At 64.1% G+C, this 22667-nt stretch carries 20 protein-coding genes and 2 pseudogenes; 17 read left to right on the top strand and 5 right to left on the bottom strand.

Going from position 1 to position 22667, the window contains the following annotated elements:
• Positions 1-6: 6 nt before the first annotated feature.
• The 15 genes and pseudogenes from ADBZ9O_RS22075 (at position 7) to nuoN (ending at position 16056) form a co-directional block, all read left to right on the top strand.
• Positions 7-849: a hypothetical protein gene (locus tag ADBZ9O_RS22075; protein WP_526525045.1), complete on the top strand. Its 843-nt coding sequence runs from the start codon at positions 7-9 to the stop codon at positions 847-849.
• 87 nt (positions 850-936) lie between these two features.
• Complete coding sequence (locus ADBZ9O_RS22070; RefSeq protein WP_526525044.1) at positions 937-1296, top strand: NADH-quinone oxidoreductase subunit A; 360 nt, start codon at positions 937-939, stop codon at positions 1294-1296.
• Positions 1297-1300: 4 nt separating this feature from the next.
• Positions 1301-1855, top strand: coding sequence for an NADH-quinone oxidoreductase subunit B (locus ADBZ9O_RS22065; protein WP_526525043.1), 555 nt, complete (start codon positions 1301-1303; stop codon positions 1853-1855).
• Complete coding sequence (locus ADBZ9O_RS22060; RefSeq protein ID WP_526525042.1) at positions 1852-2505, top strand: NADH-quinone oxidoreductase subunit C; 654 nt, start codon at positions 1852-1854, stop codon at positions 2503-2505. The genes ADBZ9O_RS22065 and ADBZ9O_RS22060 overlap by 4 nt, the downstream gene beginning before the upstream one ends.
• The gene (gene nuoD, locus ADBZ9O_RS22055) at positions 2505-3812 is read left to right on the top strand and encodes an NADH dehydrogenase (quinone) subunit D (RefSeq protein ID WP_526525041.1); all 1308 of its coding nucleotides are present in this window, start codon (positions 2505-2507) and stop codon (positions 3810-3812) included. Before ADBZ9O_RS22060 ends, nuoD begins: the two co-directional genes overlap by 1 nt.
• A gap of 60 nt (positions 3813-3872) precedes the next feature.
• Positions 3873-4523: an NADH-quinone oxidoreductase subunit NuoE gene (gene nuoE / locus ADBZ9O_RS22050; RefSeq protein ID WP_526525040.1), complete on the top strand. Its 651-nt coding sequence runs from the start codon at positions 3873-3875 to the stop codon at positions 4521-4523.
• Between the two features lies 1 nt (position 4524).
• A pseudogene (gene nuoF / locus ADBZ9O_RS22045) lies at positions 4525-5817 on the top strand (NADH-quinone oxidoreductase subunit NuoF); the annotation flags it as partial.
• A 116-nt stretch (positions 5818-5933) separates the two neighbouring features.
• Positions 5934-8285 (top strand): NADH-quinone oxidoreductase subunit G, encoded by a 2352-nt coding sequence (locus ADBZ9O_RS22040; protein ID WP_526525039.1) that lies wholly within the window; start codon positions 5934-5936, stop codon positions 8283-8285.
• Positions 8285-9607, top strand: coding sequence for an NADH-quinone oxidoreductase subunit NuoH (nuoH, locus tag ADBZ9O_RS22035; protein ID WP_526525038.1), 1323 nt, complete (start codon positions 8285-8287; stop codon positions 9605-9607). The genes ADBZ9O_RS22040 and nuoH overlap by 1 nt, the downstream gene beginning before the upstream one ends.
• Positions 9600-10013, top strand: a pseudogene (gene nuoI, locus ADBZ9O_RS22030) (NADH-quinone oxidoreductase subunit NuoI); the annotation flags it as partial. The gene nuoH and the pseudogene nuoI, both read left to right, overlap by 8 nt.
• Positions 10014-10048: 35 nt before the next feature.
• Complete coding sequence (locus ADBZ9O_RS22025; protein ID WP_526525037.1) at positions 10049-10804, top strand: NADH-quinone oxidoreductase subunit J; 756 nt, start codon at positions 10049-10051, stop codon at positions 10802-10804.
• On the top strand, positions 10801-11100 hold the full coding sequence (gene nuoK, locus ADBZ9O_RS22020) for an NADH-quinone oxidoreductase subunit NuoK (protein ID WP_526525036.1): 300 nt from the start codon (positions 10801-10803) through the stop codon (positions 11098-11100). Before ADBZ9O_RS22025 ends, nuoK begins: the two co-directional genes overlap by 4 nt.
• A gap of 8 nt (positions 11101-11108) precedes the next feature.
• Positions 11109-12986, top strand: coding sequence for an NADH-quinone oxidoreductase subunit L (gene nuoL, locus ADBZ9O_RS22015; RefSeq protein ID WP_526525035.1), 1878 nt, complete (start codon positions 11109-11111; stop codon positions 12984-12986).
• Positions 12987-13018: 32 nt separating this feature from the next.
• Positions 13019-14524, top strand: a complete 1506-nt coding sequence (locus ADBZ9O_RS22010) for an NADH-quinone oxidoreductase subunit M (protein ID WP_526533380.1) — start codon at positions 13019-13021, stop codon at positions 14522-14524.
• Positions 14521-16056 (top strand): NADH-quinone oxidoreductase subunit NuoN, encoded by a 1536-nt coding sequence (gene nuoN / locus ADBZ9O_RS22005; RefSeq protein ID WP_526525034.1) that lies wholly within the window; start codon positions 14521-14523, stop codon positions 16054-16056. Before ADBZ9O_RS22010 ends, nuoN begins: the two co-directional genes overlap by 4 nt.
• A gap of 3 nt (positions 16057-16059) precedes the next feature.
• On the opposite strand, the gene ADBZ9O_RS22000 is transcribed toward nuoN, so the two are convergent.
• Positions 16060-16944: a phosphoribulokinase gene (locus tag ADBZ9O_RS22000; protein WP_526525033.1), complete on the bottom strand. Its 885-nt coding sequence runs from the start codon at positions 16942-16944 to the stop codon at positions 16060-16062.
• 36 nt (positions 16945-16980) lie between these two features.
• Positions 16981-18054 (bottom strand): class 1 fructose-bisphosphatase, encoded by a 1074-nt coding sequence (locus ADBZ9O_RS21995; protein ID WP_526525032.1) that lies wholly within the window; start codon positions 18052-18054, stop codon positions 16981-16983.
• Positions 18055-18169: 115 nt separating this feature from the next.
• Between ADBZ9O_RS21995 and ADBZ9O_RS21990 the strand changes: the two genes are divergently transcribed.
• A complete protein-coding gene (locus tag ADBZ9O_RS21990) occupies positions 18170-18580 on the top strand; it encodes a hypothetical protein (protein ID WP_526525031.1) in 411 nt (136 codons plus the stop codon).
• 1 nt (position 18581) lies between these two features.
• Here the strand turns inward: ADBZ9O_RS21990 and ADBZ9O_RS21985 are convergent, their stop codons facing one another.
• Both ADBZ9O_RS21985 and ADBZ9O_RS21980 read right to left on the bottom strand, forming a co-directional pair.
• Complete coding sequence (locus ADBZ9O_RS21985; RefSeq protein WP_526525030.1) at positions 18582-18740, bottom strand: DUF6307 family protein; 159 nt, start codon at positions 18738-18740, stop codon at positions 18582-18584.
• Positions 18737-19921, bottom strand: a complete 1185-nt coding sequence (locus ADBZ9O_RS21980; protein WP_526525029.1) for a N(5)-(carboxyethyl)ornithine synthase — start codon at positions 19919-19921, stop codon at positions 18737-18739. Before ADBZ9O_RS21980 ends, ADBZ9O_RS21985 begins: the two co-directional genes overlap by 4 nt.
• A gap of 192 nt (positions 19922-20113) precedes the next feature.
• Here ADBZ9O_RS21980 and ADBZ9O_RS21975 point away from each other — a divergent pair, with 192 nt between their 5' ends.
• Positions 20114-20245, top strand: coding sequence for a hypothetical protein (locus ADBZ9O_RS21975; protein WP_526525028.1), 132 nt, complete (start codon positions 20114-20116; stop codon positions 20243-20245).
• Between the two features lie 43 nt (positions 20246-20288).
• On the opposite strand, the gene ADBZ9O_RS21970 is transcribed toward ADBZ9O_RS21975, so the two are convergent.
• Entirely contained in the window at positions 20289-22577 is a 2289-nt protein-coding gene (locus ADBZ9O_RS21970; RefSeq protein WP_526525027.1) for a molybdopterin guanine dinucleotide-containing S/N-oxide reductase, read from the bottom strand.
• Between the last annotated feature and the right edge of the window lie 90 nt (positions 22578-22667).

The raw sequence follows: 22667 nt of genomic DNA, 5'->3' as shown, positions 1-22667 counted from the left end.
TTTCCGATGAGGCCACGGATCGTGCAGACCGATGACCAACTCGGCTTCTACTGGGCCACGCCGTCAGGCACCCCCATCGCCCTGCAGACACTTGCTGCCGGCGATGACGAACCGGATCGGCTGGTGGCAACCCACCTTGCGGCGCTCGATGATTCACTCATCGCGGTGGCGCAGCGCTTCGGCGATATCCTCGGTGGCGGTCGACGACCCACACCGGGGGAGCGCGATGATCTACTCGAGCTGCACCGCGTGCTGGATCGGCTCTGCTTCGAATATCACGCGGCGTTACCGGTAGCCGGTGTCACCGCTGACCTCACGGCGGGCAAGATCATCGGCACGGCGGCGCTGTTCTCCATCTGTGCCCGCGAACCCCTCGGTCTGCTCGGGCCGGCCCCGTTGGACGGCGAGCTCGACGACCCGGCGCTCGGTGTGGTCGGCGGATACGGGGAGATGCAGTTCGTCGATTCGGCCGCACCATGGAAGGGTGGCCGCTGGGTGGTGCGAACCGATGCGGGCCAACGCTTTCCATTGACCCTGTCGATGCTGCTCTTCGACAGTTCCGGGGTGAACAAGGACGCCTCCCGCCAGGAGCATCGCGAGGCACTGCAATCTGTGATCGACGCGGCAGCGCTGCCTGAGGCAGATCCGATGGCCGTCACCTGCGCGGTGGACTGGCTGCTGTACGACTGGCTGATGGCACACCGCGATGGCCCGGATAGCGCCGAAATCATCTTCGCCAAGGGCCACGACTCCGATGCCGGGCTGATCGTCGCAGCGGCGGCCGCATCGGCCGCGGCCAGGGCCACATTTGATCCCGGTCTGCTCGGTCTGGCCCCGCTGCGGCACTAGCCGCAGCCCGGTCTCACCCGCGGGATCCCCCGGCGTCCCACCCATATCGGGGGATTCGGCCGACGTTTTGATCAGTAGACATGCTCTATGAGCGTGTATGTGCCGATCCTGGTGTTGGGCGTGATCGCAGGCGCTTTCGCGGTGGTCTCCGTGGCGATGGCCACGGTGATCGGCCCGAGGCGGTACAACCGGGCGAAGCTGCAGGCATACGAATGCGGTATCGAGCCGGCGGCGGCGCCGGTGGGGGGACAGCGGTTCCCGGTGAAGTTCTACGTCACGGCGATGCTGTTCATCATCTTCGATATCGAGATCGTCTTCCTGTACCCGTGGGCCGTCGCGTTCGACACGCTGGGGACGTTCGCGCTCGTGGAGATGGCGCTGTTCATGGTGGCGGTGTTCGCGGCGTACACGTATGTGTGGCGGCGCGGCGGATTGAGTTGGGACTGAGTCGATGGGTCTCGAGGAGAAACTGCCGAGCGGATTCCTGCTCACCACCGTGGAGAGTTTGGCCGGCTACTTCCGCAAGAGTTCTTTGTTCCCAGCAACATTCGGCTTGGCGTGCTGCGCGATCGAGATGATGGCCACCACCGGACCGCGCTTCGATATCGCCAGGTTCGGGATGGAGGTGTTCCGGGCTTCCCCTCGGCAGGCCGATTTGATGATCGTGGCCGGGCGGGTCTCGCAGAAGATGGCTCCAGTGCTGCGGCAGGTCTATGACCAGATGGCCGAGCCGAAATGGGTGCTGGCGATGGGGGTGTGTGCATCCTCAGGAGGCATGTTCAACAACTACGCGATTGTCCAGGGTGTCGATCATGTGGTGCCGGTCGATATCTATCTACCCGGCTGCCCGCCGCGACCGGAGATGTTGTTACACGCAATCCTCAAGCTGCACGACAAGATTCAAGCTATGCCCCTCGGCGTGAATCGCACCGAGGCAATCGAGGCAGCCGAGGCCGCTGCACTGGCGTCCCGGCCCACCATCGAACTGACCGGGTTGCTTCGATGACCGGCAATCGTGTCGGCATGTTCGGTGTCGAAGGCAGTGGCGACACCTCAGGATACGGCCGGCTGGCGTGTCCGGCGGAGCTGGCGGCGAGTGCATCCCGGCCCTATGGCGGCTACTTCGACGCGCTGGTCGACGACCTCGACGCCGCGCTACGGTCACTCGGCATCAGATTCGGGAGTGCGATACAGCGGGTGGAGGTGTTCGCCGGCGAGTTGACGCTGCAGGTCTGCCGGGACCGGTTACTGGCTGTCGCACGGGTGTTACGTGACGATCCACGGTTGCGGTTCGAACTGTGCCTCGGCGTGTCCGGGGTGCATTACCCCGACGATCTGGGGCGGGAACTGCACACCGTGTATCCGCTGATGTCCATCACCCACAACCGCCGGATCCGGCTGGAAGTCACTGTCTCCGACGCTGATCGCCATGTGCCGTCGCTATTTTCGGTGTATCCGACCACCGATTGGCACGAGCGGGAGAGTTACGACTTTTTCGGAATCCTGTTCGACGGTCACCCGGGCCTGATGCGCATCGAGATGCCCGACGACTGGGTGGGGCACCCACAGCGTAAGGACTACCCATTGGGCGGGATCCCGGTGGAGTTCCACGGCGCGGCAATCGCACCCCCGGATCAACGGCGGACCTACCACTGATGAGGGGACCGACCGAAAGCATGATCACCGTCGGCGGTTCCGACTGGGACCAGATCGTGGCAGCGGCTGCCGACAGCTCCGCCGGGGAACGCATCGTGGTGAACATGGGCCCCCAGCATCCATCGACACACGGTGTGCTGCGGCTGATCCTGGAGATCGAGGGCGAGACCGTCACCGAAGCGCGTTGCGGTATCGGCTATTTGCATACCGGGATCGAGAAGAATCTGGAATACCGCACCTGGACCCAAGGTGTCACGTTCGTCACGCGGATGGACTATCTGTCACCGTTCTTCAACGAGACCGTGTACTGCCTGGGTGTGGAGAAGCTGCTCGGGATCACCGGGGATATCCCCGAGCGGGTGTCAGTGATCCGGGTGTTGCTGATGGAACTCAACCGCATCTCCAGTCATCTCGTCGCATTGGGCACCGGCGGAATGGAACTCGGTGCGATCACCGCGATGCTGTTCGCATTTCGGGAACGCGAACTCATCCTCGGCGTCTTCGAGACGATCACCGGGCTGCGGATGAACCACGCCTACATTCGTCCCGGCGGGCTCGCGACCGACCTACCCGATGAGGCCATCCCGCTGATCCGGGCCTTGCTGGATATCCTGCCCGGCCGGCTGCGCGAGCTGGCCGATCTGCTCAACGAGAACTACATCTGGAAGGCCCGCACCCAAGGGATCGGCTACCTCAACCTCACCGGCTGTATGGCTCTGGGTATCACGGGTCCGATCCTGCGGTCCACGGGGCTACCGCACGATCTGCGAAAGTCGCAGCCCTACTGCGGTTACGAGACCTACGACTTCGATATCGTCACCGACCCGAACTGCGATTCCTACGGCCGCTACCTGATCCGGGTCAACGAAATGACGCAATCGTGCCGGATCGTCGAGCAGTGCCTGGATCGATTGGATCGGTTGCGCGGCCCAGTGATGATCGCCGATAAGAAGCTGGCCTGGCCAGCAGATCTGACGCTCGGGCCCGACGGGCTCGGTACTTCCAACGAGCATGTCGAGAAGATCATGCACTCGTCCATGGAGGGCCTGATCCACCATTTCAAACTCGTCACCGACGGTATTAGGGTTCCTGCGGGTCAGGTCTACGTCGCCGTGGAATCACCGCGCGGAGAACTGGGCGTGCACATGGTGTCCGATGGCGGCACCCGCCCGTACCGGGTGCACTTCCGCGACCCGTCGTTCACCAATCTGCAGGCGGTGGCCGCGATGTGTGAGGGCGGGATGATCGCCGACGTGATCGCCGCTGTCGCGAGCATTGATCCGGTGATGGGTGGGGTGGACCGATGAGCGCTTGCGCGAAGAGGAGACGGTACCGATGAGCGCTTGCGCGAAGAGGAGACGGTACCGATGAGCGCCATCGATCTGGACCTGGGGCGGCGCCCCGATGAGCCCACCCCGCCCATCTCTGCAGGGCCGCGGGAGTACAGCGATGACGTGACGGCCGCATTGACCGCTGATGCGGTCGAGATCACCGCTCAGTACCCACATGCCCGCTCGGCGCTGCTGCCCCTGCTGCACCTCGTCCAAGCCCAGGACGGGTACCTCACGCCGGCCGGAATCGGCTTCTGCGCAACCTATCTCGGACTGTCCGCTGCGGAGGTGACCGCCGTCGCGACCTTTTACTCCATGTACCGGCGCACTCCCACCGGGCAGTACCTGGTCGGGGTGTGTACCAACACGCTGTGCGCGGTCATGGGTGGCGACGCGATCCTGGCTCAGCTGCGTGATCACCTAGGTATCGATGCCGGACAGACCACCGATGACGGCATGATCACACTTGAACATATCGAGTGCAATGCGGCGTGCGATTACGCCCCGGTCGTCATGGTGAACTGGGAGTTCTTCGATAGGCAAACCGGATCCACCGCAATGGATCTCGTTGATCAGTTGCGCGCAGGCCAGGTGCCCAACCCGACCCGCGGCGGGCCGCTGTGCACCTTCCGGGATACGGCGCGGACCCTGGCCGGGGCTGGCCATCTGACCGACGATGGGGAGTGAGATGGCGTTGACACCGGTCCTGACCCGGTTCTGGGATGAGCCGCAGTCGTGGACACTACCGACCTATCTCCGTCACGACGGGTATGTGGGGCTGCGCCGCTCCTTGAGTATGTCACCGGCCGAAGTGATTGCGCTGGTGAAGGAGTCGGGGCTGCGGGGCCGCGGGGGCGCCGGTTTCCCGACGGGCACCAAGTGGTCGTTCATCCCGGCGGGATCGTCGGATGCTGACGCCAAACCGCACTACCTGGTGATCAACGCCGACGAGTCCGAACCTGGCACGTGCAAGGACATTCCGCTGATGCTGGCGGCACCGCACTTCGTCATCGAAGGCGTCATCATCGCCGCCTACGCGATCGGGGCCAGGCACGCGTTCATCTATCTGCGTGGGGAGGTGGTGTCGGTGCTGCGCCGGTTGCGCGCGGCTGTCGCCGAAGCCTATGCGGCGGGATACCTGGGCGCCGATATCGGTGGCAGCGGTTTCGATCTCGACCTGGTGGTACACGCCGGTGCCGGCGCCTACATCTGCGGTGAGGAGACCGCGCTGCTCGATTCGCTGGAGGGCCGGCGCGGTCAGCCCCGACTGCGCCCGCCATTTCCCGCCGAGGCCGGCCTCTACTCCTGCCCGACTGTGGTGAACAACGTGGAATCCATCGCCAGCGTGCCGCCGATCCTGACCAACGGTGCGGCGTGGTTCACCTCCATGGGCACGGAGCGGTCGCCCGGCTTCACGATGTACTCACTGTCCGGGCATGTGACGCGGCCCGGTCAGTACGAGGCCCCACTGGGCACAACGTTGCGTGAGCTGCTGGCACATGCCGGTGGAATCCGCACCGGTCACACCTTGAAGTTCTGGACACCGGGTGGTTCGTCGACCCCCATGCTGACCGCCGAGCACCTCGATATTCCGCTGGACTACGAGGGCGTCGCGTCGGTCGGGTCAATGCTCGGTACCAAGGCCCTGCAGATCTTCGACGAGACGACATGCGTCGTGCGGGCCGTGCGCCGGTGGACCCGGTTCTACGCCCATGAGTCCTGTGGGAAGTGCACCCCGTGCCGGGAGGGCACGTACTGGCTGACGCAGCTTTATGAAGGGCTGGAGACCGGCACCGCGGGACCGCAGGATGTGCAGAAGCTGCTCGATATCGCCGACACCCTGTCCGGAAAGTCCTTCTGCGCGTTGGGCGACGGTGCCGCAAGCCCGATCATCTCCTCGGTCACGCATTTCCGCGACGAATACCTGGCGCACCTGCACGGGGGCTGCCCATTCGATCCACGGGCCGCGATGCTCGCGGCGCCGCAGCAGGTGTCGGGTGCGATGTCACCTTCCTCCCGCGAGCAGACGCATACGTCCCCCGTTCGTCGGCGTGTCGAGGGAGCTTTGCGTCTGCTCGGCGAAGGAAGTGGGCAGGCATGACCGCGCACGTCACGCTCACCATCGACGATCAGCGAGTCAGTGTGCCGTTGGGCACGTTGGTGATTCGGGCCGCGGAACTGATCGGCGTGCAGATCCCGCGGTTCTGCGATCACCCGCTGCTGGAACCGGTAGGCGCGTGCCGGCAATGTCTAGTCGAGGTGGAAGGTCAGCGTAAACCGATGGCCTCATGCACCACCCCGGTGGCACAGGACATGATCGTCCGCACCCAACACACCTCGGCGAGTGCCCAGAAGGCGCAACAGGGTGTGATGGAACTGCTGCTGATCAACCATCCACTGGACTGCCCGGTGTGTGACAAGGGCGGGGAGTGCCCACTGCAGAACCAGGCGATGTCCGGCGGTCAGGCGGAAACTCGGTTCGACAAGGTGAAACGTACTTACCCCAAACCGATCAACCTGTCGACACAGGTACTACTCGATCGTGAGCGCTGCGTATTGTGTGCGCGCTGCACCCGGTTCTCCGAGCAGGTGGCCGGCGATCCGTTCATCGAGCTGCTGGAACGTGGTGCGCTGCAACAGGTCGGGATCGCCACGGGCCAGCCGTTCGACTCGTACTTCTCCGGCAACACCGTGCAAATCTGCCCCGTCGGAGCGTTGACCGGCACCGCGTACCGGTTCCGGGCCCGCCCGTTCGACCTCAGCTCGACACCGAGTGTGTGTGAGCACTGCGCATCGGGCTGCGCGCAGCGCACCGATCACCGGCGCGGCACCGTGTTACGTCGGCTGGCCGGCGACGATCCCGCGGTCAACGAGGAATGGAATTGTGACAAGGGCCGGTGGGCTTTTCGCTACCCGACCCAGGCCGACCGGCTCACCACCCCGCTGGTCCGTGACCCCGACGGCACCCAACGAGCGGCTTCCTGGTCGGAGGCACTGACCGTTGCGGCGCGTGGCCTGACCGCCGCCGCCGGGCGCGCCGGGGTACTCGTCGGCGGTCGTTCGACGTTGGAAGATGCCTACGCCTACAGCAAGTTCGCGCGGATTGCCTTGACCACCAACGATATCGACTTCAGGAGCCGGCCCCACTCGGTCGAGGAAGAGATATTTCTGGCCGGTATTGGCGGTACCGCGATGGAGGTCACCTACGGCGACCTGGAGAAGGCCCCGGTGGTGCTGTTGGTCGGTCTGGAGCCCGAGGAGGAATCGCCGGTGGTGTTCCTGCGCCTGCGGAAGGCGGCCCGTACGCGCGGTGTGAAGATCTACTCCATCGCACCGTTCGCCACTCAGGGGCTGGCGAAATTGAACGGAACGCTGATCGCCACCGCACCCGGCCATGAGGCCGCAGCGCTCGCTGATCTGCAGGACGACCCGCGGTTGCGCGAGCCGGGCGCGGTGCTTCTGGTCGGTGAACGGCTGGCCACCGCACCGGGTGCGTTCACTGCCGCGCAGTTATTGGCGCAGCGCAGCGGTGCCCGGCTGGTGTGGATACCGCGTCGGGCCGGTGACCGTGGTGCAGTGACCGCCGGATGTCTGCCGGGGGTGTTGCCCGGCGGGCGACCGGTCAGCCACCCGAGGGCGAGGGAACAGGTCAGCGTTGTCTGGGATGTTGCGACCCTACCTAGCACACCTGGCCGGGGGACCACGCACATCCTGGATGCGGCCCGACGTGGGCAGCTCGCGGCGCTGCTGATCGGCGGTGTCGAGCTTGAGGATCTGCCCAACCCGCAGAGTGCCGTTGCCGCGATCGATGCTGTGCCGTTCGTGGTCAGCCTGGAATTGCGCACCAGCGCGGTCACCGAGCGTGCCGACGTCGTCTTTCCCGTCGCACCCGTCGTCGAAAAGGCCGGCACATTCGTGAACTGGGAAGGGCGGCAACGCTATTTCGACCAGGCGTTGACCACCGGTGCCGCTGCCGATCTGCGGGTGCTCAGCGCTCTCGCCGACGAGATGGGCCACCCATTGGGGCTTAGCGACGGTCATCAGGCGCGTGCGGAGTTGGCACGGTTGGGCCCGTGGAACGGGAGTGTTCTGCCACTGGATGCCCTGCCGGCTACGTCGCTGCCGTGTCCCGGCGTTGGCGAAGCCGTTCTGGCGACGTGGCGAATGTTGCTGGACGCCGGTCGACTTCAGGACGGAGACCACAATCTGGCCGGCACCGCACGAGAACCGGTCGCGCGGCTGTCACCGGCCACCGCCGCGGAAATCGCGGCCACAGCTGGTGACCCGATCACCGTGTCCACCGAGCGGGGGGTGATCACTCTGCCGCTGGTTGTCACGGAGATGCCCGACCGGGTGGTGTGGCTGCCGATGAACTCGCCACGCAGCGCCGTGCACCGCGAGCTCGGCGTCACCAACGGGGCTGTCGTCCGGATCGGCGGGGCCACGTGATGGACTATCCGAATCTGTCCGCATTCGGCCAAGACCCGTTCTGGCTTGTCGTCGCGAAAGCCGTTGCGGTGTTTGTCTTCCTACTCCTGACGGTGCTGGTGGCGATCGTCGCGGAGCGCAAGGTGCTGGCGCGGATGCAGATGCGTGTCGGCCCCAACCGGGTTGGCCCGGGCGGAGTGCTGCAGAGTCTGGCAGACGGCGTGAAACTGGCGCTCAAAGAGGACATCACTCCCGCCGGGGTGGACAAACCCATCTATTTGATGGCCCCCGTCATCGCGGTGATCCCGGCGTTCATGGCGTTTGCGGTCATCCCCATGGGTGGGCTGGTTTCGGTTTTCGGTCACCGGACCGCACTGCAACTGACGGACCTGCCTGTCGCGGTGCTCTATGTGCTGGCGGTCACCTCGGTCGGGGTGTACGGGATCGTGTTGGCCGGTTGGGCATCGGGCTCGACGTATCCGCTGCTGGGTGGATTGCGTTCCAGTGCGCAGGTGGTGTCCTACGAGATCGCGATGGCACTGTCGTTCGCCGCGGTGTTTTTGTATGCGGGCACCATGTCGACCTCGGGAATCGTTGCCGCCCAGACCCACACCTGGTATGTGTTCCTGCTGTTGCCGTCGTTTTTGGTGTACGTCACCTCGATGGTCGGTGAAACCAACCGGGCGCCTTTCGATCTGCCCGAAGCCGAGGGTGAACTGGTCGGCGGCTTCCACACCGAATACTCGTCGCTGAAGTTCGCCATGTTCATGCTGGCCGAATACGTCAACATGACCACGGTCTCGGCACTGGCGACGACATTGTTCCTGGGCGGCTGGCAGGCGCCGTGGCCGATCAGCCTGTGGGGCGGCGCCAACACCGGGTGGTGGCCGCTGCTGTGGTTCACCGCCAAGGTCTGGGTGTTCCTCTTCGGTTTCATCTGGCTGCGCGCAACGCTGCCGCGATTGCGCTACGACCAGTTCATGGCCTTGGGCTGGAAGGTGCTGATACCGGTCTCGCTGGTCTGGATCATGGTGGTCGCCCTCTCGCTGACACTCTGGCCCGCCGCGAACGTCGGCGTGGCGGTAGGTATCTCGGCCGTGACCACCGCGCTCGGGGTGGCGGCCGCGCTGACCGTGCGGAAGATGCGGCAGACCAGAGGTTCTCGCGTACTGCGGATACCTGACGAACCGTTCGACCCTGGTGCCGGGGGTTTCCCCGTTCCACCGCTGCCCGGCCAACAGTCAACGACGCGATTGGTGGTTCCCGATGCTGCCGTACCGGTCCACAACGGGGCGTCGATCCGCAATGGCGCACTACTGAGTTTTGGGAGTCAGGATGTCTGAGCTGCGTGGCACGTCGGCAGGTTTCGGGGTGACGCTGCGGACGATGTTCGCCAAGCCGATCACCGAGGAGTATCCCGAGCAGGCTTCACCGACGGCGCCCCGTTATCACGGTCGTCATCAGCTCAACCGGTATGCCGACGGGTTGGAGAAGTGCATCGGCTGTGAGTTGTGCGCGTGGGCCTGTCCGGCTGATGCGATCTACGTCGAGGGTGCCGATAATGCCGAGGGTGAACGCTTTTCACCCGGTGAGCGTTACGGCCGGGTGTATCAGATCAACTATCTGCGCTGTATCGGTTGCGGCTTGTGCATCGAGGCCTGCCCCACCCGCGCGCTGACCATGACCAACGAGTTCGAGATGGCCGGTGACAACCGCTCTGATCTGATCTACGGCAAGGACAGACTGCTGGTGTCACCCGATTCTGTTGCTGCGGAGATCGTTCGATGACGGCCCTGTGGGAGTCGGTGACGTTCTGGGTGCTGGCGGTGATCGCCATGGTCGGCGCTATTGGTGTGGTCGCCGCCCGCAAGGCCGTGTATTCGGCGATGTTTCTGGCCGCCACGATGCTGGTGCTGGCGGTTCTTTACATCGTGCAGGGGGCGGTGTTTCTCGGGGTGGTGCAGGTGGTGGTCTACACGGGTGCGGTGATGATGTTGTTCCTGTTCGTGCTGATGTTCATCGGCGTGGATTCGAGAGCATCGTTGACAGAAGTGCTTCGCGGACAACGGGTTGCGTCAACCTGTAGTGGCCTGGGCTTCGGACTGTTGCTGATCGCCACCATTGCCGGCGGTTCGGTGACCAGCACCACTGGCGCGGCCGAAAGAGGTGACAATGTCCGGGGGTTGGCGGTGCTGATCTTCACGAAGTATTTGTGGGCGTTCGAGTTGACCAGTGCGTTGCTGATCACCGCGGCCCTGGGGGCGATGGTGCTGACCCATCGAGAGCGGCTGGAACGCCGCAAAGACCAACGCGAACTCTCCGAAGATCGGTTCCGTGCCGGAGGTCATGGCACCCCCATGCCCGCACCCGGCGTCTACGCCCGTCATAACGCGGTGGATATCCCCGGTCGACTTCCGGACGGCTCACTGTGTGAGCTGTCGGTGAGCCGGACGTTGCACCGCAGGGGAGTGGAACTGACACTGCTGGTTGCCGGTGGCACCGCAGCGACGGCGCCCGCAAGTCGGGATGTCGCGCAATGAATCCGGATAACTATCTGTATTTGTCGGCGTTGTTGTTCACGGTTGGTGCGGCGGGGGTGTTGTTGCGGCATAACGCGATTGTGATGTTCATGTGTGTGGAGTTGATGCTCAATGCCTGCAATTTGGCGTTCGTGACGTTCTCGCGCATGCATGGCCACCTCGACGGGCAGGTGGTGGCATTTTTCACCATGGTCGTCGCCGCCTGCGAAGTAGTGGTCGGGTTAGCGATCATCATGAGCATCTACCGCAGCCGGCGCACCGCCGACGTCGACGACGCCCACCTCCTCAAAGGCTAGGGGCGATCATGACTGTGCTCTGGCTGATCCTGCTGCCCTTGATCGGTGCGGCGGTGCTGTTGTTGGGTGGGCGCAAAACAGACGCTTGGGGCCACCTGCTGGGCTGTGCGACCGTCATCGCCGCGTTCGGCTGGGCGGTGGTGCAATTCGTGGATCTGCTGCACCGGGTCCCCGACGACCGGGTCATCGGCCAGACACTGTTCTCCTGGGTGCCGGTCGCTGCCCTGCACGTCGATTTCGGGCTCCAACTCGACGCGCTGAGCGTGTGTTTCGTGTTGCTGATCACCGGGGTCGGATCCCTGATCCACCTGTACTCCATCGGCTACATGAAAGAGGACCCCGACCGCAGAAGGTTTTTCGCCTACCTCAACCTCTTCGTCGCCGCCATGCTGCTGCTGGTCCTGGCCGACAACTATCTCGGGCTCTACGTCGGATGGGAAGGGGTCGGGTTGGCGTCGTATCTGCTGATCGGGTTCTGGTCGGCCAAACCCTCCGCGGCTGCCGCGGCGAAAAAAGCGTTCGTCGTCAACCGGGTCGGCGATATCGGCCTGGCCATTGCCCTGATGGTCATGTTCGCCCAGATCGGCTCCATCTCCTACGCCGCGGTATTCGACGCCGCCCCCACCCAAACCCCGGCCACCCTCAACGCCATCGGACTACTGCTGCTGTTAGCGGCGTGTGGGAAGTCCGCCCAGGTGCCGTTGCAGTGCTGGCTTGGTGATGCCATGGAAGGACCCACCCCCGTCAGTGCGTTGATCCATGCCGCGACCATGGTCACCGCCGGGGTGTACCTGATCGTCCGCTCCGGGCCGGTCTTTGATCTGGCCCCGCACGCCCAACTAGCGGTGGTGACTGTCGGCGCGGTCACCCTGTTGTTCGGGGCTGTGATCGGCTGCGCGAAAGATGACATCAAAAAAGCGTTGGCCGCCTCCACCATGTCCCAGATCGGTTACATGGTCCTGGCCGCCGGCTTGGGTCCGGCCGGGTACGCGGTGGCGATCATGCACCTGCTGACCCACGGTTTCTTCAAAGCCGGGCTGTTCCTGGGTGCCGGATCGGTCATGCACGCCATGAACGAGGAGACCGATATGCGCCGCTACGGCGGCCTGCGCACACTGATGCCGATCACGTTCGTCACGTTCGGGCTGGGCTATCTGGCCATCATCGGGGTACCACCGTTCGCCGGGTTCTTCTCCAAAGACGCCATCATCGAGACCGCCTTCGCGGCAGGCGGTATCAAGGGCTGGCTCCTCGGTGGCGCGGCACTGCTCGGTGCCGGGATCACCGCGTTCTACATGACCCGGGTCATGCTCTTGACCTTCTTCGGCCAGAAACGCTGGAAACCAGATACTCATCCCCATGAATCACCAGTCTCGATGACCGCCCCCATGATCGTCCTCGCGATCGGCTCCGTCGGCGCCGGCGCGCTCCTGGCCATCGGCGGCACCCTGGAACACTGGCTCGAGCCGGTCGTCGGCGCCGTGCCCGAAGCCGAACACACCACCCCGATCTGGGTAATCACCACCATCACCCTGGCTGTTGTCGCCACCGGCGCCGCCATCGCCTACCGCATGTACGCCACGAACGTGAAAAGTACTGCCTCTGAATGGGTCTCGCTACCCGCCGTGGCTGCCCGCAATGATCTCTACGGCGACGTCTTCAACGAGCGGGTACTGATGGTGCCGGGGCAACACCTCTGTCACGCCGTGGTTGTCACCGACGCCCGGGGTATCGACGCCCTCGTCGAGGGGGTGCCGCGCCTGATCGGCGGTGTGTCCCTGCGGGTGCGCCGGATGCAGACCGGGTTTGCCCGCTCGTATGCGCTGGCGATCTTCCTCGGCGCCACCGCGGTGATAGCGGGCCTGGCTATGGTGAGAATCGCGTGACCGCGCTCCCAGTGTTGAGCGCGCTGTGGGTCATGCCGCTGGTCGGCGCAGGCGTTGTCGCGGCCGTACCCGCGCGCCGGTCCGGGATCGCCAAATCGGCGGCGCTGGTGTTTGCGTCGGTCACGCTGGTGATGGCCGTGCTGATCGCGGTCCGATTCGACCCCGCGGGTGAGCGGTATCAGTTCGTCGAGAAGCACAGTTGGATAACGGCTTTCGGCACCGGATACCTGCTCGGCCTGGACGGTATCGCATTGGTCCTGGTCTTACTGACGGTCGTCCTGGTGCCAATCCTATTGTTGGCCGGCTGGAACGACACCAAGAACGTCAGGACGTATGTGGCGTTGATTCTGGTGGTGGAGTCGACGGTCATCGTGTCGCTCATTGCGTTGGATGTCCTTCTGTTCTTCGTGTTCTTCGAGGCCATGCTGATCCCGATGTACTTCCTGATCGGTGCGTTTGCGAGCGCCGATGGTGGTCGGGCCGCGCTGAAGTTTCTGTTGTACGGGCTGTTCAGCGGTCTGATCATGTTGGCCGCGGTGATCGGTTTGTACGTGGTGACCGCCAACAGTGGTGCTTTCGTGGCGGGGACGTTCGATTTCCGGGCGATCGTCGATGCCGTCAGCGGCGGCCGCTTGAACGCAAATCCGGCGATCATGAATGCGCTTTTCCTGGGCTTCATGTTCGCCTTCGCGGTCAAGGCACCGCTATGGCCGTTCCATACCTGGTTGCCCGGCGCCGTTGTCGAATCGACGCCCGCGACCGCGGTGCTGATGATGGCCGTCGTCGACAAGGTCGGCACCTTCGGCATGCTGCGCTACTGCCTGCAACTGTTCCCCGACGCCTCAACCCTGTTCCGCCCCTTCATCATCACCCTCGCCGTCATCGGCATCATCTACGGGGCCATCCTGGCGATCGGGCAGACCGACGTGATGCGGCTGATCGCCTACACCTCGATCAGCCACTTCGGCTTCATCATCCTGGGCATCTTCGTCATGACCAGCCAGGGCCAATCCGGCTCCACCCTCTACATGGTCAACCACGGCATCTCCACTGCCGCGCTGTTCCTGATCGCCGGCTTCCTGGTCTCCCAACGCGGCACCCGCCTCATCGCCGCCTACGGCGGAGTCCAAAAAGTCGCCCCCATCCTGGCAGGAACCTTCTTGACTGCCGGGATGGCGACGATTGCGCTCCCCGGGCTGGCCCCGTTCATCAGCGAATTCCTAGTCCTGATCAGCACATTCACCCGCTACCCGGCCTTCGCCGTCATCGCCTCCGGCGCTCTTGTCCTATCGGCGATCTACCTCCTCTGGCTCTACCAACGCATGATGGCCGGCCCCGTCACCGACGGAACCGAAACAGTACGTGACCTGCGCCCACGAGAAATCGCCGTCGTCGCACCCCTGATCGCCCTACTACTCATCCTCGGCGTCTACCCCAAACCCGCACTGGACATCATCAACCCCGCCGTCGAGCACACGCTGACCACCATCGACCAGCGGGATCCAACCCCGAGAACAGCGGAGGGACCCGCCCGATGACCGCCGCCCTGACTATCGAATACCGCCTCATCGCACCGATGTTGATCGTGCTCGGCGCCGCCGTCGTCGGCGTAGCGGTCGAGGCGTTCGCCCCCCGCAGCCACCGCTATCGCCTGCAGGTGATCATCACCGGCGTCGCACTATCGGCGGCGCTGCTGGCGGTGGTGACCCTGGCCGGCAGCCGACAGACCGCCATGATGGGTGCCCTGACCATCGACGGACTGACATTATTCGTCCAGGCCACCGTCGTCCTCGTGGCATTACTCACGCTCCCGCTCATCGCCGAGCGGAGTCATGCTCACCACGGCTTGGCATCCTTCACCCCGCAGGCGTCGTCCGTACCGGGCAGCATACTGGAGTCGGCGGCCACGAAATTCGGTGTCATGCAGACCGAGGTGTTCCCGTTGGCATTGTTCGCCGTCGCCGGCATGATGATCTTCCCCGCCGCCAACGATCTGCTCACCCTGTTCATTGCACTAGAAGTGCTGTCCCTGCCGTTATACCTACTGTCCGGGCTGGCCCGGCATAAGCGACTGCTCTCTGAGGAAGCCGCGCTGAAATACTTTCTGCTCGGGGCATTCTCGTCAGGACTGTTCCTTTTCGGGGCGGCCCTGCTCTACGGGGCGACCGGCACGCTGCGACTCACCGAGATCGGCCCCGCTCTCTCTGCGGCACCGGGGGACTGGTCGCTGGCGCTGACCGGTGTCGGTCTGCTGTTGGTGGGGCTGCTGTTCAAAGTCGGTGCGGTGCCATTTCACTCCTGGGTTCCCGACGTCTACCAGGGCGCGCCCACCCCGATCACCGCCGTCATGGCCGCGGCCACCAAGGTGGCCGCCTTCGGCGCGATGCTGCGCATCTTCTCCGTAGCCCTTCCGCAGCTGCGGGCCGACTGGCAGCCCGTAATCTGGGGCGCGGCGATGTTGACGATGGTCGTCGGCGCGGCACTGGCGGTGACGCAGACCGATGTGAAACGTCTCCTCGCGTATTCCGCTGTCGCACAGGCGGGTTTCCTCCTGGTCGGACTCTCGGCCGACAGCCACGCCGGGATCACGGCGACGTTGGTGTATCTGTTCGTCTACGCGGTCAGTACGGTCGGCGCCTTCGCGGTCATCGGCCTGGTCCGCGACGCCGCGGGCGAAGAGGTGACCGGTATCGCGCAGTGGGCCAACCTTGGTCGTCGCGACCCCGTGGTGGCGATCGCCTTTTCGGTGTTCCTGCTCTCGTTCGCGGGTATCCCGCTGACCGGAGGATTTGTCGGCAAGTTCGGTGTCTTCAAGGCGGCAGGGGAAAGCGGCGCCGGGGTGCTCGTCATCGTCGGGGTGCTCGCCAGCGCGGTCACGGTCTTCGTGTACGCGCGGATCCTGGTGGTCATGTTCTTCACCGATGCACCCGTCGATCCGCCACCTATGGTGGCACCGACCCGATTAGTCTCTGTGGCAATAGCATTGGCGGCGGTCACCACAATTGTCCTTGGAATCCTGCCTGCACCGCTGATGGAACTGGCGCAGACCGCAGGATCTGTCCTGCGGTAGCGATCAGCGTGCGGACAGCTCAGCTCTGCGCCGCTCAAGCAGTCGCAGCACCATCGGCGTGAAGATCAGCTGCATGGCCAAGTCCATCTTGCCGCCGGGGCAGACGATGGTGTTTGCCCGTGACATGAAGGAGTCGTGCAGCATCGAGAGCATGTACGGAAAATCGATACCGTGTGGATCGCGGAATCTGATGATCAGCATCGACTCGTCTGCGGTCGGGATGGACCGGGCGACAAACGGATTCGAGGTATCGACGACCGGGACTCGCTGAAAGTTCACATCAGTGTGGGAGAACTGGGTGCACATGTAATTGACGTAATCGGGCATCCTGCGCAGGATCGTATCGGTCACCGCTTCCGAGGTGTACCCGCGGGCGAACTTGTCGCGGTGCAGCTTCTGGATCCACTCGAGGTTGATCACGGGCACCACCCCGATCCGAAGATCGGCATGCTGGGCGATGTTGACCTCGTCGGTGACGACCGCACCGTGTAGACCCTCGTAGAACAGCACATCGGTATCGTCGGGCAGCACCTCCCACGGGGTGAAGGTACCGGGCTCCTGGCCGAAGGGTTCGGCTTCCTCGTCGTTGTGCAGGTAGCGTCGGATTTTGCCGGTGCCGGTCTCGCCGTAGCACTGGAACAGGTCGCGAAGTTCCTCGAAGAGGTTGGCTTCCGGGCCGAAATGACTGAAGGTGTGGTCGCCGCGATCATGGGCTTCGGCGATCGCCGCTTTCATCTCGGCGCGGTCGTAGCGATGAAAGCTGTCACCTTCGACGAAGGCGACGTTCATCTCTTCGCGGCGAAATATCTGCGCGAATGTTCGCATGACAGAGGTCGTTCCAGCACCCGAGGAACCGGTGACGGAAATGATGGGATGCAAGCGGGACATGACGATCTCCTTCTTGGCCTGCGTCGGATGCGGCGGTCAGCTCACGAATGTGCGGAACAGGCCCCTGGTGCCGTAGAGAGGTTCGTGGCCGCCGGCGTCGTTGCTGTCGCGGTGATAGGCCTCGATGCGGTCGACTTCGTCAGCGGCACCGAAGATCAACGGCACCCGCTGATGTAGATCGGTGGGAACGATGTCCAACACCCTGGTACGTCCAGTGCTGGCTCGACCACCGGCCTGCTCGATCAGCAGTGCTACCGGCGATGCCTCGTACAGCAACCGGAGCCGACCCGGCTTTGTCGGGTCCTTGGAGTCCCGGGGATACAGGAACACTCCACCGCGGGTGAGGATTCGATGTGTCTCGGCGACCAGGGACGCCACCCACCGCATGTTGAAATCCTTACCGCGCGAACCGGCTTTGCCTGCGAGGCATTCGTCGATGTACTGCCGCACGGCAGGCTCCCAGAACCGGCGATTGGATGCGTTGATGGCGAATTCGCCGGTAGCGCCGGGTATTCGGATGTTTGGCCGGGTCAGAATGAACTCACCGAGAGTCGGGTCCAACGTGAAGGCGTGGACGCCGGTGCCGACGGTAAGCACCAGCATGGTCGACGGGCCGTAGATGGCGTACCCGGCGCAAACCTGCTCGGTACCTGGCTGCAGGAAATCTTGCAGGTCGGGATCCGCCCCGACCCGTGGTGCCCGGAGAATCGAAAAGATGCTCCCGACAGAGACATTGACGTCGATATTCGACGATCCATCGAGGGGATCGAAGATCAGCAGGTATTTTCCACGCGGGAATTGGCTCGGTAGGAGGTAGGGATCCACGAGTTCTTCTGACGCCATCCCGGCGACCTGGCCGCCCCATTCGTTGGCGCGCAGGAAGTACTCGTTGGCCAACACGTCGAGCTTCTGCTGGACCTCACCCTGGACATTCACCGCGCCGGCGGACCCGAGGATGCCGCCGAGCTCACCTTGGGCCAGTCGCTGGGCGATGGCCTTACAGGCCAGTGCGACATCGAGGACCAACGAGTTCAGGTCGCCGCTGGCATCGGGATACCGACGCCGTTCCTCGATAAGAAACCGGACGAGCGTCGTGTGGTTGGTGAGCATGACTCATGCTGCGGTGGAAACGGCGCAGAGCCATCCCCCGACTGGGTGGCCCGCTGGGGGTTTGGGCGACAAACCTATGGCAGGGCGGGTAGCTCTGCTCTTACCATCGGCAGCTATGAGCGCGCCCCACGATGACGGCGACGACATCTTCGATGTCGTGGTCTACAGCGACAACAGGCGAACTCGCGCCGACGTGCTGGCCGCCATCGGGACTGGGCGGCACTCTCAGTTGCGCATCCGTTGCATCGAGGTGGCCACCGCCGCCGCCCTTGAGCAGCGGGTTGCCGCGGGCGTTGTCGACCTCGCCATCCTGGACGCCGAGGCAACCCCGGTTGGGGGATTGGGGCTGGCGAGACAACTCAAGGACGAAACCGTCATCTGCCCACCGATTGTGGTGTTGGTTCGTCGCCGTGCTGACCAGTGGCTGGCACGGTGGTCACAGGCCGAGGGGACGGTGTCCTACCCGATCGACCCTGTCACCCTCGCTGAGGTGACGATGCCGCTGTTGCTGCGCGGCGCAGGCTGAGTCAGCGCACCTTTTCCGGGATGGAGGCCAGTGCGGCAAGTACGTGCACGGCAAGTCCATTCGCGCTGTCGGCGTCGAGCTTGGAGTTCGTCGTCAGAGCCTCTTCGACGAGCTTGAGGCGGCTCTCGTAGGGCGAGAGGCGGACGATGGATGCGGTCATGAGGTGACTCCTAGTCGGTTGGTGCTGTTGTGAAGTGGTGATCCGTCAAGTTCGATGGGGTGCGGGTAGTCCGCTGATCGCCCTTGGAAGGACAGGATGTTCGGGTTGAGCACCACCCCGTCGCGGATTTCGATGGCACGTCGGATGGTCTGATCGCGCTGCCAGGATTCCGGGCCGGTGAGCACCGGACGCAGCAAGGGCAGCAGCGCCTCGCTGATCTCCCAGGTGGCGGCGTTCCACAGATATGACGGGCTGTGGTCGACGGCGTAGTAGGTGATGTTGTCACCGACGATGAAGGCCGGGGATTCGAATGAGGTCGGCTTCGCCCAACTGAAACCCATTCCCTCGTCGCAGGATACGTCGATGATGAGGGAGCCCGGTCGGAACGCGGCGAGGTCGTCGTCGAACAGGAACATCAGCGGTGCATCGGTGTCCTGCAGTGCGCAGTTGACCACGATGTCGTGCTCGGCGAGGAACTCTGCCAATGGCACGTCGCCGTCGTCGGTGACCACGTGGCTCACCGGTAGGTCTGTGTCGAAATGCATGATGTTCGCGGAGTGAATCGGCGAGGCCACCGCCGAGACGTCCCGGTTGGTCAGGATGTCGATGTCGTGGACGCCGATGGCATTCAGTGCAGTGACCGCCCCGCGTGCGGTGGAGCCGAAGCCAATCACCGCGGCCCGCATCCGCCGGCCGTACGTCCCGGTCGATCCGATGATCTCCAAGGCGTGCAGCACCGAGCAGTAGCCGGCCATCTCATTGTTCTTGTGGAACACATGGAGTTTGAAGGAGCCGTCGGCGCGCCAGTGGTTCATCGCCTCGAAAGCGATCAGGGTCTGGCGGCGGTCGATCGCCTCCTGCGCCAGTTGCTGGTTCTGCACGCAGTGCGGCCAGCCCCACAACACCTGACCGTCGCGCAGCTCGGCAAGGTCTTCGGTCTCCGGTTTGGCGAGCAGGATGACATCACACTGCGCAATCAACTGCTCGCGCGGCAGGATTCCGGCGACTGACGCCGCCAAATCTGCGTCCTTGACTCCGAAATGCTCGCCGTAGCCGTCTTCGATGAAAATGGCATCTCGCAGGTCAGCGTCGATACGCTCTAGGTGCAGGGGATGCAGCGGCAGGCGGTGCTCGTTCTCTTTGCGGGTGCGCGAGATGACGCCGAGTTTAAGCGGACGCATGGGGCACACCGAATATATTCATCTGCAAAGCATCCTGTTTCATCGTGCGGCGGCGCTGCGCGCGGCCCGCACCTGCCACGGTAGACCTATTTCGCCGGGATTCAGACCAATTCATCGTTCGGCCGAATCGCAACCTGCAGGGGTAGGGTGGGCCGATCGGGACCATTCAGGCCCCCAACTAAGGGGTCCGACATGGCTGACAAGTCTCCGCGCCAGGGTATGACGAAGAAATCCGGCAAGACGTTGAAGGAAAAGCGTGCCGATAAGCACGCGAAGTCTGACCAGAGCTCGGCAACAGAGATTGCGATGAACAAGAAGCGTTAAGCCGCACTGTCTTTCGCCAGGCCGGGCGGGCCTGACGGACACCTCACCTGCTGGCCAACGGCGGTGGTTCGTGCGCCCGGACCGGCGGCACCGCGTCGGTGAACTTTTCCACCTGAACCAGCACGTGGGCTCCGGTGCAGCCGCGGGCCAGCGATGAGGTGCCGATATCGTCTGTCAGGACATTAGGGTTGCCGTGCACGCACATCGCGTCGAGGTCTCCCGCATCCTGCGGGTCATACCAGGCGCCGGTGGCCAGTTGTACGACTTCGGTTCGCAGCCCCTCGTCGAGGATCAGGCCGGCCAGGCACGAGCCGCGGTCGTTGAAAACCCGAACGATATCGCCGTCGGCCAGTCCGCGTGCCGACGCATCATCGGGATGCATCCGGATCGGTTCACGCCCTTGCACTTTCGATTGCTGACTGGTGGCGCCGCCGTCGAGCTGGCTGTGTAGACGCGTCCTGGGCTGGTTGGCTATCAGGTGCAGTGGAAAACGCTGCGCCCGCTCGCCGCCGAGCCATTCGGTGGGTTCGTACCAGTGCGGATGACCCGCGCAGTCCGCGTAGCCGAAGCTGTCGATAGCGGCGGAGAAGATTTCGATGCGTCCACTCGGGGTGGCCAGTCGGTGCGCCTGTGGGTCGGAGCGGTAGTCGGCAAGCAGCGTCAGGCCGTCTTCCACCGGCAGCCGCAGCTGCCCGGCGCGCCAGAACTCGTCGAATGACGGCACAGCGAAATCCAGGTCCGCAGCCCATTTGTCGTACATGGCCGTGAGCCAGTCCCGATCGGTGCGGCCCTCTGTGAATGCGGCACCGAAGCCGAGGCGCTCGGCGAGGGCGGCGAACGTCTGATAGTCGTTGCGGGACTGGGCAAACGGCTCGGTCAATGCGGGCATCGCCATCAGCAGTGGGTCGTTGCGCGAACCCGAGAAGTCGTCTCGCTCAAAGGCCGTGGTCGACGGTACGACGATATCGGCGTGCCTGGCCATCGCTGTCCAGTACGGATCGTGCACCACGACCGTGTCGACCCGCCCGAGGGCCCGTCGCAAGCGCGGCAGATTCTGATGGTGGTGAAACGGGTTTCCGCCGGCCCAGTACACGCAGCGGATGTCGGGGAACCGCAGTGTCTGGCCGTTGTAATCGTAGGATTCGCCGGGGTGTAGCAGCATATCGCTGACTGCGGCGACCGGGATGAACGTCGTCACCGGGTTGGAGCCCTGAGGGAAAACTGGCAAGCGGCAGCGGATCGGTGGTAGGCCCGGCTCGTTCATCGAACCGTAGCCATGGCCGAAACCGCCACCGGGAAGCCCGATCTGGCCCAGCATGGCGGCCAGGGTCAGTCCCATCCACGGCGCTTGCTCTCCGTAGCGCACCCGTTGCAGCGACCAGCTGACGGTGACAATGGTGCGGCCGGCTGCCATCCGGCGGGCCAAGTCTCGCAAGGTCTGTGCCGGTAGCCGACAGATATCGGCGGCCCACTCCGGCGATTTCGCGACTCCGTCATCGGTGCCGAGAAGATACCGCTCGAACCTGTCATAGCCAGTGCAGTAAGTGTCGAGGAAGTCGCGGTCGCCGAGCGCCTCGGTCGCCAAGACATACGCCAGTGCCAGCATGATCGCGACGTCGGTGCCCGGCACCGGCGCCAGCCATTCGCAGTTGCCGTCGACATCGTCGCGCAGTGGGCTCACGGACACGATCTGTCCGCCACGCTCGCGGAATCGGGCCAACGCCTCGCGCGCCGGATGTGCAGTCGTCCCACCATGATTGACGCTGGTGTTCTTCAGTCCAACGCCACCGAAGCACACCAGCAGATCGGTATGGGTGGCGATGACATCCCAACTGGTGGATCGTTTGAACAGATCGTCGTGGGTGCCCACCACCCGCGGCATGATCACGCCGGTCGCACCCAGGCTGTAGGAATGCCGCGAAAATGTGTAACCGCCAAGTAGTTTGAGGAATCGGTGTACCTGGCTCTGCGCGTGATGGAATCTGCCCGCGCTGGCCCAACCGTAGGAACCGCCGTAAATCGCTTCGTTCCCGTGCGTGTCGACGATCCGCCGCAGCTCGGCGGCGAGCAGTTCGGTCAGCTCATCCCAGGACACCGCGACGAACTCGTCGGAGCCGCGTCGGTCTGTGGGGCCTGGGCCATCCTCGAGCCAGCCGCGGCGTACCGCCGGTCCGGCAATTCTGGACCGGTGCCGCACTGCACCGGGCAGATTACCGAGCAGCGGGGACGGATCGGCGTCGCCGGCCAGTGGCGTGACCTCTGCGATATCCCCGGATTCGACCCGCGCACTGAAAGCGCCCCAGTGGGTGAGGCTTGTCGGCCCGTGAACCATGCAGTGGAGTCTACGGACGATAACGTCGCACCCCACGCCCAACCAACCAGCCGGTTGGTATATCTTCGAGGCAAAGCTATCGGCGCTTTC

This window comes from Mycobacterium sp., assembly GCF_965229105.1.
GTDB lineage: Bacteria > Actinomycetota > Actinomycetes > Mycobacteriales > Mycobacteriaceae > Mycobacterium.
This window is presented reverse-complemented; position numbering and strand designations above follow the sequence as displayed.